The organism is Cupriavidus sp. 05T41 (genome assembly GCF_056396525.1).
The window spans coordinates 81,120-97,061 of record NZ_JBFTLQ010000038.1 but is presented as its reverse complement, the minus strand read 5'-3'; the positions used below and the strand labels follow the sequence as shown (position 1 = coordinate 97,061).

Sequence of the window (15,942 nt, the reverse complement as noted above, 5' to 3'; positions counted from 1 at the left end):
GCCTTGCGCGCCGCCGCAGTTGCTGATGCCGATTTCAATCCAACCTCCGTTCCGGAAAACGAGACAGATTGATTGTACTTCCGGAACGCCAGGGGCTGCTACCCAGGTCGCCCTGCCGTGGGGGTGAGCGCGCGCTCCGGCCAGCCTTTCGCGCAGGGCTGGCCGGATCGAAGGCGCGCGCCGGCTGCCTCAGGCGGCGACCGCAAGCGGCCGGTCGCCGGCGATGGTGGTGCGGTGCAGTTCGCGGTCGAAGCCGTCGTAGTCGTTCATGGCGAGATGCTGCGTGCAGCGGTTGTCCCAGACCGCCAGCGCGCCGCGMGTCCAGCGGAAGCGGCAGGTGAACTCCGGCCGCACCGCGTGGCTGTAGAGGTACTGCAGCAGGGGCGCGCTTTCTTCCTCGGTCATGCCTTCGAAGCGCAGCGTGTAGGTGCTGTTGACGTAGAGCGCCTTCTTGCCGGTGGCCGGATGCACGCGCACCACCGGGTGCGTGACCTCGCTGCTGGCGCGCGCATCGGTGCGCACGTCCATCTTGTGCGCCGGATCGCCGTTGTTGACCACCGCGCCCATGGCGCCGTACGAGCGCACCGGGCTGTGCACGGCGCGCAGGTTGTCCAGCACCGCCTTCAGGCCATCCGACAGCGCATCGTAGGCGCGGTACATATTGGTCCACAGCGTGTCGCCGCCATAGGGCGGGATCACGCGCGCATAGAGCGCGGAGCCCATCGGCGGCTGCTCGGCGTAGCTCATGTCGGAATGCCACAGGCCGCCGAAATTGCGCCGGGTCTGTTCCGTCTTGCCTTTCATCACCGGCAGGATTTCCGGGTGGCCCTGCAGCGCGCGGATGAACGGCACTTCGAGCAGTTCGCCGAAATGCGCGCTGAAGGCCTTGTGCTGCCCGGGCGTGAGTTCCTGGCCGCGGAAGAAGATCACCAGGTGCGCATGCAGCGCGGCGCGGATCTCGGCGAAGGTTTCCGCCGGCAGCGGCTTTGCCAGGTCGACTCCGCCGATCTCCGCACCGAGCGCGCCGGCGATGGGCTGGACTTCGATAAAACGGTATTGCGTCATGGTTGGTCTCCGTGGTGGATGCGGCAGGCTGCGGTCAATGGCCGATGGCCGGTGGCGCCGCGGTTCATTGGATGGTGATGCTGGCGCTGTGCACCAGCGTGCCCCACTTGCGCGCCTCCGCCTCGATATAGCGGCCGAACGGCTGGGGGCCGGCGCCCGAGACKATGCCGCCCATCTCTTCGAGCTTGCGGCGCACGTCGGGCAGGTTCAGCACCGCCTGCAGCTCTGCGTCGAGCCGGGCCACGATGGGTTTGGGGGTGGCCGCCGGCACCAGCACGCCGAACCATCCCGCGATCTCGTAGCCGCGCAGGCCGGCCTCGGCCATGGTGGGCACGTCCGGCAACTGCGGCGAGCGCTGCGCGCTGGTGATGKCCAGCGCGCGCAGCTTGCCGGCCTTCACCAGCGGCAGCGCGGACGGCATGTTGTCGAACATCAGCGGCACGTGGCCGGCCATGGTGTCGTTCAGGCCCGGCGCGCTGCCCTTGTACGGCACGTGGGTCAGGCGCAGGCCGGCGGTGGTGGCGAACAGTTCGCCCGCCAGGTGCAGCGAGGTGCCGGCGCCCGGCGTGGCAAAGCTGAGCGGCGCCGGCTGCCGCTTGCCGTAGTCGACCAGTTCCTGCACCGAATGCACCGGCAGCGCCGGGTTGACCACCAGCAGGTTCGGCACCGCCATCAGCATGGTCACCGGCGCCAGGTCCTTGAGCGGGCTATAGGGCAGGTCGGGATAGAGCGAAGGGTTGATGGCGATGGGGCCGATATTGCCCATCACGATGGTGTAGCCGTCGCCCGGCTGCTTGGCGACGTAGTCGGTGCCCACGTTGCCGCCGGCGCCGGCCTTGTTTTCCACCACCACGGGCTGGCGCAGCCGCTCGCTGAGCTTCTGGCCGACGATGCGCGCCAGCATGTCGGTCGAGCCGCCCGGCGGGTAGGGCACCACCCACTTGATCGGCCGGGAGGGCCAGGCGTCGGMGGCACGCGCGGCAAGCGGGGCGGTGGCCGCAGCCAGTGCGGCCAGGGAGGCAAGGATAAGGAGGGCGCGGGCGCGCGCGGGGGCCAAGGGTGTCATGTTTGTCTCCGTAAGGAACGAGGCGCGGTACTTGCCGCGGCCTTCTCATTGCTTTAGTATGTTCACTAGATGAACGTATAGTCCTCTAGGTGAACGGTTGGCGAATGAAGAATAATAGATCGATCCAGCGGTGTCTAGCCATCCTGCAGGCGTTCCGCCACAACGGGCGTCMCACGCTGGCGGAGCTTTCGCGCGCGGTGGACCTGCCGCATCCCACGGTGCTGCGCTTTCTGCTGACGCTGGAAGAGGACGCCTATGTGGCGCGCGAAGGCAATCGCTGGCGCCTGACCACCCGCATCTTCGAGATCGGTTTCGCGGCGCTGGAAAGCCTCGGCGTGACCGAAGCCGTGCAAGAAGGACTGCAGCAGCTCGCCGACGCCTACTCCGGCACGGCCAACCTGGGCGAAGCCAATCCGGAGGGCGTGATCATCATCGGGCGGGCCATGGCGCCCGCCGAGCGGCGCCGGCTGGTGGTGATGAACCTGCGCGTCGGCAGCGTGCTGCCGCCCGGCAGCGCGCTGGCGATGGCCTTGCCGCTGCCGCCGGGCGAATGGAGCGTGCTGGCCTACCCGGAGAGCAACCAGGTATCGGTTTCGGTGCCGGTGCCCGCCGCGGGGTCGCGGCAGTTGTCGCTGGGCATCTCCACCTCGGCGGGCGAGGCGACGCCGGAGCGGATTCCGGCGGAGATCGTGCCCGCGCTGCAAAGGGCGGCGGCCAATATCAGCCGCCTGATCGGGCTGGCGCCGGTGTGAGCTGCCGCGGGCCGCGCCTGGCCGTTGATCGCACGGAAAAAACGGACTCTGCACCTCGCAGGCGGCGCTTTGCCGTCGCAGCGCTTTCCTCACATGCCTGCCAAGGCACGGCGGATGCTAAAGTTCGCCCTTGTCGATACATGCATACCCAATCATGAATGTATTGACATGGCCGCAACAGCGTCGCCCGGGAAGTCCTGCCGGCGGCGCCGCGGCATCCCTCGGCATGCCGGCGGACATGTATCCGCGGCGGCCGTCTCCTTGCCAAGCAGCACAACCGTTACGAAGAGACACCCGTGAGATCTGCCTCCCTCGAATCCTTCCTGGCCGGGGTTGCCCGGCGCGACCCTGACCAGCCTGAGTTCCTCCAGGCCGTGAAGGAAGTCATGATGACGCTGTGGCCGTTCGTCGAGCAGCATCCGCGCTACGGCGAGCAGGCCCTGCTCGAGCGGCTGGTGGAACCCGAGCGCGTGATCCAGTTCCGCGTGGCATGGACCGACGACCGCGGCCAGGTACAGGTCAACCGCGCATTCCGCGTCCAGCACAGCTCCGCCATCGGCCCCTACAAGGGCGGCATGCGCCTGCATCCCACGGTCAATCTCTCCGTGCTGAAATTCCTCGGCTTCGAGCAGACCTTCAAGAACGCGCTGACCACGCTGCCCATGGGCGGCGGCAAGGGCGGCTCCGACTTCGATCCCAAGGGCAAGTCCGATGGCGAAGTCATGCGCTTCTGCCAGGCGCTGATGACCGAGCTGTACCGCCACCTCGGCCCCGACACCGACGTGCCCGCCGGCGATATCGGCGTGGGCGCGCGCGAGGTCGGCTTCATGACCGGCATGATGAAGAAGCTCTCCAACCAGTCCGCCTGCATCTTTACCGGCAAGGGCCTGGCCTTCGGCGGCAGCCTGATGCGGCCCGAGGCCACGGGCTACGGCACGGTGTACTTCGCGCAGGAGATGCTGCACCGGCGCGGGCGCGGCTTCGACGGCCTGCGCGTGCTGATCTCGGGTTCCGGCAACGTGGCCCAGTTCGCCGCCGAGAAAGCCATCGAACTCGGCGCCAAGGTGCTGACCGTGTCCGACTCCGGCGGCGTGCTGCACTTCCCCAAGGGCATGAACCGCGAGCAGCTGGCCGCGCTGATGGCCTTCAAGAACGAAACCCGCGGCCGCCTKGCCGATTTCGCCGCCGCGCAGGACCTGCATTTCGAGACCGGCCGCACGCCGTGGCATGTGMCTGCCGACGTGGCGCTGCCCTGCGCGACGCAGAACGAGCTCGACGGCAGCGATGCGCAGCGCCTGCTCGCCAACGGCGTGTTCTGCGTGGCCGAAGGCGCCAACATGCCGTCCACGCTGGACGCCGTCGACCACTTCCTGGCCGCGCGCATCCTCTATGCGCCGGGCAAGGCCAGCAACGCCGGCGGCGTGGCCACCTCGGGCCTGGAGATGTCGCAGAACGCCATGCGCCTGTCGTGGCACCACGCCGAGGTCGACGAGAAGCTGCACGCAATCATGAAAGACATCCACGGCAACTGCATTCACTACGGGCAGAAGGCGGACGGCTTCATCAACTACGTGGAGGGCGCCAATGTGGCCGGGTTTGTGAAGGTGGCGGATGCCATGCTGGCGCAAGGGGTGGTGTAGGCGAAGCAGGCGCCTGGCCGGTACGTCGCAGGCGCGGCGCCCCGGCACGCACATCCTCCAAATGCCGGTCGGCCACCGCGGAAATATAGATAAAATGCAGAATATCTATGAAACAGGGGCTGACTTGGCTACCTTGCCAACGCCACATTCCGCCGCATCGCCGGCATCCGCAGAGGAAGGCGCATTCGACACCGGCGGCCGGACCTGGGCGTCCATCCTGGAGCTGACCGTCCGTGAGGAAATCATCCAGGGCAAGCTGGCTGCCGGCAGCAAGCTGCGGCTCAAGGAACTGGCCGAGCGCTACCAGGCCGGCGTGATTCCGCTGCGCGAGGCATTGTCGCGCCTGTGCGCCACCGGCTTCGTCGTGGCCATCGACCAGAAGGGCTTCCGCGTTGCGGAGCTGTCCGAGAGCGAGTTGCTGGACATCACGCGCGTGCGCCAGCAGATCGAGACGCAGGCGCTGCGCGATGCCATCGCGTCGCGCAATGTGGAGTGGGAAGGGCAACTCATCGCCGCGCACCACCGCCTCAAGCGCATCGCCATCCTGCTGCCCGGAGAGGGCCGACACATGAACCCGGAGTGGGAAGAAGCGCATTCCGATTTCCACGCGGCGCTGGTGGCCGGATGCGGCTCGCCGTGGCTGCTGCGTTTTTCCGCCCTGCTGCGCGACCAGACGGCCAGGTACCGCCTGTTGTCGATGGCGTTGCGCAAGACCGGACGCAAGCGCGATGTCGCCGCCGAGCACGAGGCGATCGTCAAGGCCGCGATCGAGGGCGACGCCGAGCTGGCATGCCGGCTGCTGGCCCGGCATTTCCAGGAAACCACCGATCTCGTCATGGCATACCTGGCGGCGCAGAAGGACGCCGCCGCCGCGGGCAAGGCGCGCACCAGGAAGGCGGCTGCGGCATAAGGCAGGAAAACGGCGCCCCGCAGAGTGCCGCTTGCCGTGCCGAAAGGCGCCGTGCCGCCGTCAGGCCTCGGTGTTGTGGATAAAGCAGGGCGGCACGTCGGGACCCCACTGGTACATCGAGTCTTCCGGCGGGAAATCCCCGGCCGGCCAGTCCTGCCCGGCAGAGATGTAGTCGATATCCGCCGAATACTCGCAGAACGAACCCCACGGATCGCGCACGTAGTGGAAGAAGTTGGAGCCCAGCACATGCCGGCCGGTGCCCCAGCCCTCCTTGTAGCCGGCCGCCGCCATCTGCGCGGCGCCCTGGCCCACTTCGTCGATGCTGGCGACATCCCACGCGGCATGGTGCCAGCCGCGCGCCGGGCTGCCGGCAAAGGCCAGCAGGTGATGGTCGCTGCCGTGCGGCGCATGCGTGAAGGCGATGCCTTCGCCCGAGCGGTCCGACAGGCGCAGGCCCAGCGCGTTCTCGTAGAAGGCCAGTGCGCGCGATACGCCCGGCGTGAACAGCAGCACATGCGACAGTCGCCGCGGGCGCACCGTCTTCACGCCGCTGCGAAAGCGCGCGCCGCGCGCGTCGGCCGGGCCATGCACGCTGTCGAGCGGACTCTTGGCGCTGGGTGAAGTCTTGGGGCCAACCTTGACCTGGATGAGGTTGCCGTCGGCATCGAAGAACCACAGTCCCTCCGGCGTGACATGCGCGCCGCCGTCGGCGAAGGTCGCACCGGCGTCGAGCACTTGCCGGCGGATGGCATCGAAGTCGCCCGCKAAGCAGTTGAAGCTCAGGTAGGCGAGCGCCTTGCGCTCCCCGGCGAAGAACTTCGCCCACACGTGCTCGTCCTGCGCCATGACGTCGAGGCGGTCCTGCCGCGGCGTCACCGCCAGGCCGAACGCGCACAGGAAATGCCCGGCCTGCGCCAGGTCCGGCACGGTCAGGGCATAGTGGTCGAGCGAGTGCACGGCGGCCTTGGGCCGGCCATTGTCATTGTATTTATCCATGTGTCTCCTCCGCGAGCCGGCTCAGGCGGCGATGGCTGCCCTGACGGTGCCGGCGGCTGCGGCCTCGTCGGCAATGGTATTGCGCAGCGGGGCGAAGCCGGTTACCGAGATTTCGCACACGTCGCCCGGCTTCATCATCAGCCTGGGCTCGCGCGCCCAGCCGATGCCGCTCGGGGTGCCGGTCACGATGACGTCGCTCGCCTCCAGCGTGATGGCTTCGCTGATCACCGAGATCAGCGTGGCGATGTCGAAGATCATGGTGTCGGTGCTGGCGGACTGCACCACGTTGCCGTTCAGGCGGGTTTCGAGCAGCAGGCCCTTGCCGCCGGCCGGCACTTCGCTGGCCGTGACCAGTTCCGGGCCGAAGGCGCCGGTGGCATCGAAGTTCTTGCCCACCGTCCACTGCGGCGACAGGAACTGGTATTCGCGCACGGAGCCGTCGTTGAACAGCGCATAGCCGGCAATGCAGTCCAGCGCGTCTTCCCTGGAGATATGGCGGCCGCCTTTCTTCAGCACCACGGCCAGCTCGCCTTCGTAATCCAGCGTGTCCGACACGCGCGGACGGATGATGGGCTGGCCGTGGCCGACCAGGCTGGTGTCGTAGCGGGGGAAGATGGTGGGGTAGGCCGGCTGCTCGTACTTGCTTTCCTTGGTGTGGTCCGCGTAGTTCAGGCCGATGCAGAAGATCTTGGACGGATGCTCGACCACGGGCAGGAAGGTGATGTCCGCTTCCGCGACGAGCCGGCCGCCGGTGCGCCCGGCCGCGTAGGTTTCCAGGTCCACGCCGGCCGCCAGCAGCGACTCGAGCGAATMCTCGCCGAGGATGCGGATCTTGTCGCCCTCGCGGGCGCCCAGGAATTTCTTGCCATCGAGGATAAAGCGGACGTAACGCATCGGGGTTCCTGTCTCTGAAGTGGGATCGGGCGACCGCCGGATGGCGGCCGTTGGCAGGAATGCTAGTCTAAAAAATATACAAAAACAATGTTTGTAGATTGTTTTGGCGACTATGCAAGCTCCCGCCGATGGCAGTGAGGCAGGTCTCGGTCCAGGCTGGGAAAGGGTTTGCGGGGAGCCTGGTGACGCATGGGGCGCGCGAGGCGCAAGGGCGCGGCGGCGTCGGCCGGGACCGGCGCCATTCATGCCAGGCCGCCTCGCGGCGGCCTGCGATCAGAGCGCGAGCTGCAACGGCGCGGTTGCCGCCGCATCGTCCGCCGGCGCGGCCGGCACCGCGCAGCAGATCAGCGCTTCGCCGGGAGGCACGTCGAATTCCGGCGCTTCGAGATAGGCCACCGCGCCCTGCACGACGCGCGTGCGGCAGGTGCCGCAACTGCCGTTGCGGCAGCCGAAGTCGGGCGCCAGTCCGCGCTGTTCGGCCAGCTCCAGCAGCGAGCCGGCGTCCGGCGACCAGCGGGCTTCCTTGCCGGAGCGCGTGAAGACCACCGGCACCGGCGCCGTGGCGGGCCTGGGGCCGGGCTCGGGCGCGACCACGGCTTGCGCATGCGTGTCGCGGCGGCGGTGCAGCGCGGCCGGCCCGAAGGCTTCCGCATGGATGCGGTCATCGGCCACGTTGAGCGCGCGCAGGCCGTCGTAGAGGGACTGCATGAAGGGCCCCGGGCCACACAGGTAGAAGTMGTAGTCGCCGAACGGCAGGTGCCGGCGCAACAGGTCGGTGTCGATGCGGCCGGCCTCGTCGAAGTCCTTCTGCGGCTCGGCGTCGCGCGGGTCGCTCAGCACGCGGATGTAYTGCACCGCGCCTTGCGCGCCATCGGCCAGCGCCGTCAGTTCGCGTGCGAAGGCGCGCTCGGCCAGCGTGCGAGCGGCATGGAAGAAATAGGCCGGGCGGACATGACGGGTGCGCAGCCCTTCGTAGACCAGGTGCCGCAGCATGGCCAGCATGGGCGTGACGCCGATGCCCGCGGCCAGCAGCACGGCGGGGCGGTGTTCGGCGGCATCGATGGTGAAGGCACCGGCCGGCGGGCGCACCTCGACGATGTCGCCGACCCTGAAATTGTCGTGCAGGTGCTGCGATACGGCGCCTTCGCGCTTGACGCTGATGCGGTAGACGCTGTCCGACGGCGCCGACGAGAGCGTATAGGTCCGGATCGCCGGCGCCGGCGGCGAACCCGTCGTCACGCGGATCGGCAGGTACTGCCCGGCAAGGTGGGGGATCAGTCCGGCGCCGTCGGCAGGTTCGAGGTGAAAGGAGCGGATGCCCATGCTTTCCTCGACCAGCCGCGTCACGCGKAACGGCCGCCAGKCGGTGCTGAGCGAGCGGGCGCGCAGGCGCTCGGCCGCCTCGTCCCAGTTGCCGGTGAGTTCGACCGCGGGCGACGTGCCGTMGGCTTGCGGCACCCAGCGCAGCGGCAGGGCATCCGCGCGCCGCACGACGCTGGCGGGCCTGAAGCGCCAGAGGCGCTCCGCGCCCTGGAAGGCGGCGATCTCAGGCGAATCGAGGATGACTTCCGCCGTGCCGGTCATCTGCAGCAACTCGCCGGTGGCGAAGTCCGCGAACACCAGCCCGGCGCGCGCGTTGAGGAGGAAATTGCCCAGCGTGTTGAAGAACAGGTTGCCGGAGAAATCCGGAATGGTCATGCCGCCGTCGTCGTCCAGCCGCACGAAGCCAGGCTTGCCGCCGCGATGCGACACGTCCACCTGCCGGCTGCCGTCCGGCAGGTCCGCGTAGGAAGCCACGAAGAAGGTATCGGCGCCGGCGATCAGCGCACGGGCACGCGCATCCAGCCCGCCCGCGCGCTGCGGCGCGATGATGCCGGGCGTGCCGGGATCGCGCGTGAAGGCGAAGTTGCGCTGCTGGATGTATTGCGGGCAGTTGCCGAAGCTTTGCCCCACGGCGATCGCGAATACCGTGGCGCCGGGCCCGGATGCCTCGCGGCGGATGGTGCCGTTGAGCCGGTTGCGGCGCCGGGTCAGCAGGTCGATGCCCAGCAGGCCGATGGCGTCGCCGTGCTCCATGCCGCGCTCGGCCGGATCGGCCGCGTCGCGCGCCAGGCCGAGATCGAGCGCCTTGTCGTGCGGGGAGTGCAGGAAGCCCGGCGCGCCGGCGCGCAGCGTGGCCCAGGCGTTGCCGTCGGGATCGACCGCGCCCAGCACCACGACCGGCAGTTGCGCGAAGAACTCGCKATGCTGCTCCGGCATATGGTCGCGCACGAAGCGCCGGCCGAGCTCGTCCATCTTGCGGGCGACGCCGGCGCGCTCCTGCAGCACGCGCTCGCCCGCATGCCAGGGAAGGGGAGGGAGCTGCGCGGGTGCGGATAGCGGGGACTGCGACATGATGGCGATCTCCTTGCCGCGGCACGCGGGCCGCGGCGTGTTCTTGCTGTCAGGCGGCCAGGCCGGCGGGCGTGGTCTGGAATTCGACAAAGCCGCGCAGGGCCTCGACGCGTGCCAGCCAGGCATTGACGTTGGCGTACGCGGCCAGGTCGACGAATCCTTCGGGGGCGCGGGCGATGTAGCCGTACAGCGCCACGTCGGCCAGGGTGGGGTGGTCCGCCGCAAGCCACGGCGAGGCGGCCAGCGCCGCGTCGACGCCCTTGAGGATGGCGTGGGCGCGCGCGATGACTTCCTCGGCATTGAAGCCCGCGCCGAAGACCGTGATCAGGCGCGCGGCGGCGGGGCCGTAGGCGATCTCGCCGGCGGCGACCGACAGCCATTTCTGCACCGCGGCGGCACCGGCGGGCGACGCCGGCAGCCAGTCGGTCTTGCCCAGCTTGGTGGCCAGGTACACCAGGATCGCGTTCGAATCGGTGATCACGGTGTCGCCGTCGACCAGCACGGGCACCTGGCCGAACGGATTGAGCTTGAGGAAGGCGGGCGCCTTGTGCTCGCCTTTGGCGAGATCGACCAGGACGAGCTCGGCATCGGCGCCGATCAGCGAGACAAACAGGCGGACGCGGTGCGAATGGCCGGAGAGCGGGTGGTGGTAGACCTTCATGACTGGATTCCTTGGGAGCGTTTGAGAGGGAACCGCCGCAAGCTGTCTRCGCCGTGCMGGGGTGGCCGTTTGCGTCTTGCCTGAGTGCGTGAAGTCATCTTAGGTCCGCTGCCGTCCGGGAAAAACGGCCCCGGCKAGAAAGGATTCTTCTCGCTGGCCCAACAATGAGKCGCGCCGGGCGCMAGGCGCCGGCGTGGATGGGGCTGCGGTCTGCCGGAGGAAGGGAAGGCGGGCCGGCGCCCGGCGCGCCTCAGTGCAGGGAGGGGTCGGCCCGCAGCGCGTCGATGGCGAGGTCGAGGAAGGCGCGCACCTTGCGCGTGGCATGCCGGCCTTCGCGGTGGATGACGTTGACGGGCAGCGCGGGCGGCTCGAAATCGCCCAGCACGACCTGCAGCGTGCCGGCGCCAAGCTGTGCGGCAACCTGGTACGACAGCAGGCGCACGATGCCGAAGCCGGCCATCGCGGCGACGATGGCCGAATCGTTGGTGGTGGTGACAAGGCGCGGTTCAAGGCGCGTCGGGACCAGGCTGTCGGCGCGGTTGAAGCGCCACTCCGGCGAAGCCGAGACCCCGCTGGCCATGATGAGGGTGTGCCGGCCGAGATCGTCCGGAGACCGCGGCGCGCCGTGGCGCTCGAGATAGGCGGGCGCCGCGCACAGCACGCGCCGCACGCTGCCCACCGGCACGGCCTGCAGCGAGGAGTCGGGCAGCTCGCCGATGCGGATGCCTACGTCGATGCCTTCTTCGACGAGGTTGACCACGCGATCGAGCAGCAGGCAGGTGGCGTCGACATCCGGATAGCGCTGCAGATACTCGGTGACGATCKGCATCACGTACGCCGCGCCGAACAACACCGACGCCGTGATGGTGAGTTGCCCGCGCGGCTCCGCATGGGAGCCGGTGGCCAGCAGCTCGGCATCGTCTATCTCGCCCAGGATGCGCCGGCAGTTCTCGAAGTAGGCCGAGCCGGTATCGGTCAGCCGCACCAGCCGCGTGGTGCGGGTCAGCAGGCGCACGGCGAGATGCTCTTCCAGCTCATTGACGATCCGGCTGACGACCGATGGCGACACATCGAGCTTGCGCGCGGCGGAGGTGAAACCGCCGGTTTCCACCACGGTGACGAAGGTCTTCATGGCTTGCAGTCGGTCCACCGTCTMTCCCCGTTTGCCCTGTGCGCATGGCGGCGCTTTGTGGCGAGTATAGCGCTGGTGGACAGGGCAAGCCGTACCCCGCCCCGCGGGGACCTTCAGTCGATCGCGAGCACGATATTGCCCACGCTCAGGTTCGACTCCATGCGGCGGTGCGCGCCGGCGGCATCGGCGAGCGGGAACACGCTGTCCACCACGGGCGACAGCTCGCCCGCCGCGAAGCGATGCAGCCAGCGCTCGGCAAAGCGTTGCGTCATCGCGTGCTTCGCCTGCGGCGTGCGCGACTTCATCACCGTGCCGATGATCTGCAGGTGGCCGTAGAGCAGCCGGTCCAGCGGCAGCGTAGCCCCCTCGATGCCGCCCATGAGCCCGACCTGGACCAGCCTGCCGCCGTTCGCCAGCGAGCGCACATTGCGCTCAAGGTAAGGCGCGCCGATGAAGTCGATGACGACATCCACGCCGCGCCCGTCCGTCGCATGGGCCACCGCCTCGGCGAAGTCCTGCGCCTTGTAGTCAATGGCCACGTCGGCGCCCAGCTCGCGCACGCGGCCGAGCTTGCCCGCGCCGGCGGTGGCGAACACCCTGGCGCCCGCGGCATGCGCGAGCTGCACCGCCGCCGAGCCCACCCCGCCCGCCGCGGCGTGGATCAGCACGGCATCGCCTGCCTGCACGCGGCCAAGGTGGATCAGCGCCTCGTGCGCGGTGACGTACACCTCCGGGATCGCCGCKGCGCGCACGTAGTCGATGCTGTCCGGAATGCGCATGGCCATGCGGTGGTCGATGCGCGCGGCCTGCGCATAGGCGCCGCCGCCGACGATGCCCATCACGCGGTCGCCGGGCGCGAAGCCGGTGACATCCGCGCCTGCCGCGATCACTTCGCCGGCAATCTCCAGCCCCATGATGTCCGAGTCGCCGAAGGACTGGCGGCCGTAGCCGCCGCGCCGCTGGATCAGGTCGGCGCGGTTCACGCCGGCGGCATGGTTGCGCACGAGCAGGTCGTGCGGGCGCAGCGCCGGAGCGGGCACCTCTTCGAGCTGCAATACGTCGGCTTCGCCGAATTCCTTGAAGGTGATGGCTTTCATGCGCGTTTCATGTGAGTTTTTCCCGGAGACGCCCTGTGCGTCGCATGTGGCAAGTATAGGTTTGCAATGCGACGAATTTATGCTGCATTATTCCATCTCAGAGATGCAAATTTGCATCGCACAGGAGCAGCTCTTCATGAACTGGGACGACACCCGGATCTTTCTTGCCGTGCAGCGGGAGCGGACGCTGCGGCGCGCCGCCAGGACGCTCGAGCTCGACCAGGCCACGGTCGGCCGGCGCATCGGGGCGCTGGAGCGCGCGCTGGGCGCCACCTTGTTCCTGCGCACTTCCGACGGCTATGCGCTGACGCCGGCGGGCGAGGCCGTGCTGCGCTCGGCGGAGAAGATGGAGCAATCGGCGCACGACCTCGTCAGGCACGCGCAGGGCGTGGATACGCGGCTCGAAGGCGAGGTGCGCGTGACTACCACGGACTCGCTGGCGCTGGAGTTMCTGATCCCCGCGATCGGCCGCCTGCACGGCGCCCATCCCGATGTGAAGATCCTGCTCAATACGTCCACCAACATGCTCAACCTGGCACGGCGCGAGGCGGATATCGCGGTCAGGACCAGGAAGCCGGAGAACCCCGATCTGGTGGCGCGCCGGCTGGCCCGCTGGCCGGTCGGGCTGTATGCCTCGCCCGCCTACCTGGAGCGGCACKGCGAGCCGGTGGCCGGCACCGCGTTCGCCGGTCACGACCTGGTCGTCTTCCAGCCGCTGATGACCGGCAACCGCGCGCCGACGATGGTCGGCGAGCCCATGCACGCGGGCCGTATCGTTGCTGGCGTCTATTCCAGCCTGATGCTGCGCACGGCCATCAAGGCCGGCATCGCCATCGGCGAAGTGCCGGTCTACCTGGCCGAGCGCGAAGGGCTGGTGCGGATCTGGCCTGAGCGCACGCACGCCATGCAATACGAGGTCTGGCTCGTCACCCACCAGGACCTGCGCCACACCGCGCGCGTGCGGGCCATGATCGACGAGATCGTGCATGCGTTCGAAAGCCGCGAGGACKGCTGACCGGCGCGCTGGCCTTGCGCCGCCGTTCGCAGTAGAGTTTCCCGGCCCGGCGCCTTTTGCGTTTTGCCTTTTGCCTTTTGCCTCGCCGCGCCAATCGCACACAAAGCAGGACAGGAGACATCGATGACCCGCACCACCGCCGGCAAGCGAGCCGCCTTCCGCGCCCTGCACGAGCAGGGCTGTTTCGTGCTGCCCAATCCCTGGGACGTGGGTAGCGCGCGCATGCTGCAGCACCTTGGCTTCTGCGCGCTGGCTTCGACCAGCTCGGGCCTGGCGTGGTCGCTGGGGCGCGCCGACAACGCGGTCGGGCGCGACGACGTGCTGCAGCACCTGACCGCCCTGTGCGCCGCCGTCGACCTGCCCGTCAATGCGGATTTCGAATCCGGCTTCGCCGACGATCCGCAAGGCGTGGCCGGCAATGTGCGCCTCGCCGTCCAGGCAGGCGTGGCCGGCCTGTCCATCGAGGATCTCGATGCGCGCGGCGGCGGGCTGTATGACAAGGCGCTCGCCGTCGAGCGCATCCGCGCCGCGCGTGCCGCCATCGACGATTCGGGCGAAGACGTGCTCCTGGTCGCCCGCACCGAAGGCATGCTCGCCGACCCCACCGCGCTCGCGCCCGCCATCGACAAGCTGGTCGCCTTCGCCGAGGCCGGCGCCGATTGCCTGTACGCGCCCGGCGTGGTGGCGAAGGCCGATATCGTGGCCATGGTCCGCGCCGTCGCGCCCAGGCCGCTCAACGTGCTGATGATGCGTCCCGGGATGAGCGTGGCCGAACTGGCCGACCTGGGCGTGCGGCGCATCAGCGTCGGCGGCGGGCTGGCACGCGCGGCATGGGCCGGCATGCTGGCTGCCGCCGAACAGCTCAAGGCCGGTTCGTTCGAAGGGCTGGGCGGCGCGACGCCGTCCCGGCAACTGAACGATATCTTCGGCAGCTTCACCTGAACTGCGGCCGCGGACGCGCCATGAAAGGGGCGCCGCGCGGGCAAGACCGGGCCGGGCAAGGCCGGTTTGGTCTTCAGCCCTTGACCAGCCCGCCGTCCACGATCAGGTTCTGCCCCGTGACCGCGCGCGCCCACGGCGACAGGAAGTAGACCACTGCATCGGCGAACTCCTCCGGCGTGGTCACGCGGCGCAGCGGCGTCAGGCCGGCGATGAGATCGAACACGGCTTCCGGCGTGGCGGCGCTGGCGTCGGTGGTGCGCAGCAGGCCGCCCGACACCATGTTCACCGTGATGCCGTCGGGGCCGAGGTCATTGGCCGCGGTACGGGTGAACGACAGCAGCGCGGCCTTGGCGGCGGTGTAGTCGTGATAGGGCACCACCGGATTCTGGAACAGGTTGGTGCCGACATTGACGATGCGGCCAAAGCCGGCTTCGCGCATGCCGGGCAGCGCGGCCTGCACGGTGTTGAGCGCGCCCCGCAGGGCGCCGTCGATCTGCTGCTGGAAACGCGCCCAGCCGATCTCGCCGATCCTGGGGCGCGCGTCGCMGTCGAAGCGGAAATCGGCCAGCGMGTTGTTGACCACGGCAACGATGGGCTGGCCGGTCCGTTCMCTTGCCTGGCTGAAGAGGCGCGCGACCGCCGCCGGATCGGTGACGTCGCCCTGCAGCGCGATCGCGCGCGGGCCGAGCGCTTCGGCCAACTGGCGTGCCTGCGTCTCGCTGCGGTGGTAGTTGATCACCACGCCCGCGCCTTCGCGCGCCAGCGCCCGCGTGATGGCCACGCCGAGCCCGCGCGCGCCGCCGGTGACCAGTACCCATTGTTCGTTCAGAAGCACGTTKATTCCTGTTGTCGTTTTGTTCGATAGGCCGATGGGGCCTGGCAGCCATGGCAAGCCGGGGCATGCCGCCGCGCCCGCGCGCTAGGGGCGGCGCGCGTAGCTCACCGTCAGCAGCTCCCATTGATGGCCGTCGGGCTCGTTCCAGTAGACGATGCTGCCGCCGTGCCGCGTGTCGGCCTGGTGGTCGACCGGGCCGTGGACGCTGCTGCGGTACGGGATGCCGGCGGCCGCGATGCGAGCGAGGATGATATCGAATTCGTCCTGGCTYACGCGGAAACAGTAGTGGATCGTGGGGATTTCGCCGCTCCACTGGTCGAAGTCCAGGGTCAGGCTGTCGCTGACGAACACCGGCGCGAACGGCCCGATGCCGGTTCTGGCCCAGGGCACGCCGAGCAGGCCGGCCAGCAGCTCCGCCGCGGCTTCCTTGTCGCGCGACGGGACCATGAGATGGTCGAGATGGATGCTCATGCCTTCTCCTTTGCGGCCTCGGGTCGCGCGCGTCATGCCCCGGGCTCCGGCTTTGGGCTTCGCCGCAGGCGC

General features: G+C 69.0%; 15 protein-coding genes. 5 read left to right on the top strand and 10 right to left on the bottom strand.

The features are described 5' to 3' along the window. Window positions 1-189: 189 nt before the first annotated feature. Both AC1DKV_RS22220 and AC1DKV_RS22215 read right to left on the bottom strand, forming a co-directional pair. Entirely contained in the window at window positions 190-1,065 is an 876-nt protein-coding gene (locus AC1DKV_RS22220; RefSeq protein ID WP_441621181.1) for a TauD/TfdA dioxygenase family protein, read from the bottom strand. 64 nt (window positions 1,066-1,129) lie between these two features. Further along, complete coding sequence (locus AC1DKV_RS22215) at window positions 1,130-2,131, bottom strand: Bug family tripartite tricarboxylate transporter substrate binding protein (RefSeq protein WP_477138036.1); 1,002 nt, start codon at window positions 2,129-2,131, stop codon at window positions 1,130-1,132. Between the two features lie 104 nt (window positions 2,132-2,235). On the opposite strand from AC1DKV_RS22215, the gene AC1DKV_RS22210 reads away from it, so the two are divergent. The 3 genes from AC1DKV_RS22210 to AC1DKV_RS22200 all read left to right on the top strand — a co-directional run bounded on the left by AC1DKV_RS22210 (window position 2,236) and on the right by AC1DKV_RS22200 (window position 5,433). Further along, complete coding sequence (locus AC1DKV_RS22210; protein ID WP_477138035.1) at window positions 2,236-2,883, top strand: IclR family transcriptional regulator; 648 nt, start codon at window positions 2,236-2,238, stop codon at window positions 2,881-2,883. Between the two features lie 296 nt (window positions 2,884-3,179). Next, the gene (gene gdhA / locus AC1DKV_RS22205; RefSeq protein ID WP_477138034.1) at window positions 3,180-4,523 is read left to right on the top strand and encodes an NADP-specific glutamate dehydrogenase; all 1,344 of its coding nucleotides are present in this window, start codon (window positions 3,180-3,182) and stop codon (window positions 4,521-4,523) included. A 133-nt stretch (window positions 4,524-4,656) separates the two neighbouring features. Further along, on the top strand, window positions 4,657-5,433 hold the full coding sequence (locus AC1DKV_RS22200; RefSeq protein WP_441621199.1) for a GntR family transcriptional regulator: 777 nt from the start codon (window positions 4,657-4,659) through the stop codon (window positions 5,431-5,433). Between the two features lie 60 nt (window positions 5,434-5,493). Here the strand turns inward: AC1DKV_RS22200 and AC1DKV_RS22195 are convergent, their stop codons facing one another. The 6 genes from AC1DKV_RS22195 to AC1DKV_RS22170 all read right to left on the bottom strand — a co-directional run bounded on the left by AC1DKV_RS22195 (window position 5,494) and on the right by AC1DKV_RS22170 (window position 12,607). Continuing rightward, window positions 5,494-6,429: a VOC family protein gene (locus AC1DKV_RS22195; RefSeq protein ID WP_477138033.1), complete on the bottom strand. Its 936-nt coding sequence runs from the start codon at window positions 6,427-6,429 to the stop codon at window positions 5,494-5,496. Between the two features lie 21 nt (window positions 6,430-6,450). Further along, the gene (locus AC1DKV_RS22190) at window positions 6,451-7,323 is read right to left on the bottom strand and encodes a fumarylacetoacetate hydrolase family protein (RefSeq protein WP_477138032.1); all 873 of its coding nucleotides are present in this window, start codon (window positions 7,321-7,323) and stop codon (window positions 6,451-6,453) included. Window positions 7,324-7,596: 273 nt separating this feature from the next. Next, window positions 7,597-9,717, bottom strand: a complete 2,121-nt coding sequence (locus AC1DKV_RS22185) for a 2Fe-2S iron-sulfur cluster-binding protein (RefSeq protein WP_477138031.1) — start codon at window positions 9,715-9,717, stop codon at window positions 7,597-7,599. 49 nt (window positions 9,718-9,766) lie between these two features. Beyond that, window positions 9,767-10,378 carry a glutathione S-transferase family protein gene (locus tag AC1DKV_RS22180; protein WP_441621168.1) on the bottom strand — a complete coding sequence of 204 codons (612 nt, stop codon included), beginning with the start codon at window positions 10,376-10,378 and terminating at the stop codon, window positions 9,767-9,769. A 250-nt stretch (window positions 10,379-10,628) separates the two neighbouring features. Continuing rightward, window positions 10,629-11,528 carry a LysR family transcriptional regulator gene (locus AC1DKV_RS22175; protein ID WP_477138030.1) on the bottom strand — a complete coding sequence of 300 codons (900 nt, stop codon included), beginning with the start codon at window positions 11,526-11,528 and terminating at the stop codon, window positions 10,629-10,631. A gap of 95 nt (window positions 11,529-11,623) precedes the next feature. Next, complete coding sequence (locus tag AC1DKV_RS22170; protein ID WP_441621164.1) at window positions 11,624-12,607, bottom strand: NAD(P)H-quinone oxidoreductase; 984 nt, start codon at window positions 12,605-12,607, stop codon at window positions 11,624-11,626. A 136-nt stretch (window positions 12,608-12,743) separates the two neighbouring features. Between AC1DKV_RS22170 and AC1DKV_RS22165 the strand changes: the two genes are divergently transcribed. Further along, window positions 12,744-13,622: a LysR family transcriptional regulator gene (locus tag AC1DKV_RS22165; protein WP_477138029.1), complete on the top strand. Its 879-nt coding sequence runs from the start codon at window positions 12,744-12,746 to the stop codon at window positions 13,620-13,622. A 123-nt stretch (window positions 13,623-13,745) separates the two neighbouring features. Continuing rightward, a complete protein-coding gene (locus AC1DKV_RS22160; protein WP_441621160.1) occupies window positions 13,746-14,564 on the top strand; it encodes an isocitrate lyase/PEP mutase family protein in 819 nt (272 codons plus the stop codon). A gap of 73 nt (window positions 14,565-14,637) precedes the next feature. Here the strand turns inward: AC1DKV_RS22160 and AC1DKV_RS22155 are convergent, their stop codons facing one another. Continuing rightward, a complete protein-coding gene (locus AC1DKV_RS22155) occupies window positions 14,638-15,399 on the bottom strand; it encodes a 3-oxoacyl-ACP reductase (protein WP_477138028.1) in 762 nt (253 codons plus the stop codon). Between the two features lie 84 nt (window positions 15,400-15,483). Next, entirely contained in the window at window positions 15,484-15,870 is a 387-nt protein-coding gene (locus tag AC1DKV_RS22150; RefSeq protein WP_441621157.1) for a VOC family protein, read from the bottom strand. Window positions 15,871-15,942: the final 72 nt, after the last annotated feature.

Coding starts and splice junctions, on each gene's coding strand:
- AC1DKV_RS22180 (WP_441621168.1), bottom strand. CDS start 10,378: ATGAAGGTCTACCACCACCCGCTCTCCGGCCATTCGCACCGCGTCCGC.
- AC1DKV_RS22160 (WP_441621160.1), top strand. CDS start 13,746: ATGACCCGCACCACCGCCGGCAAGCGAGCCGCCTTCCGCGCCCTGCAC.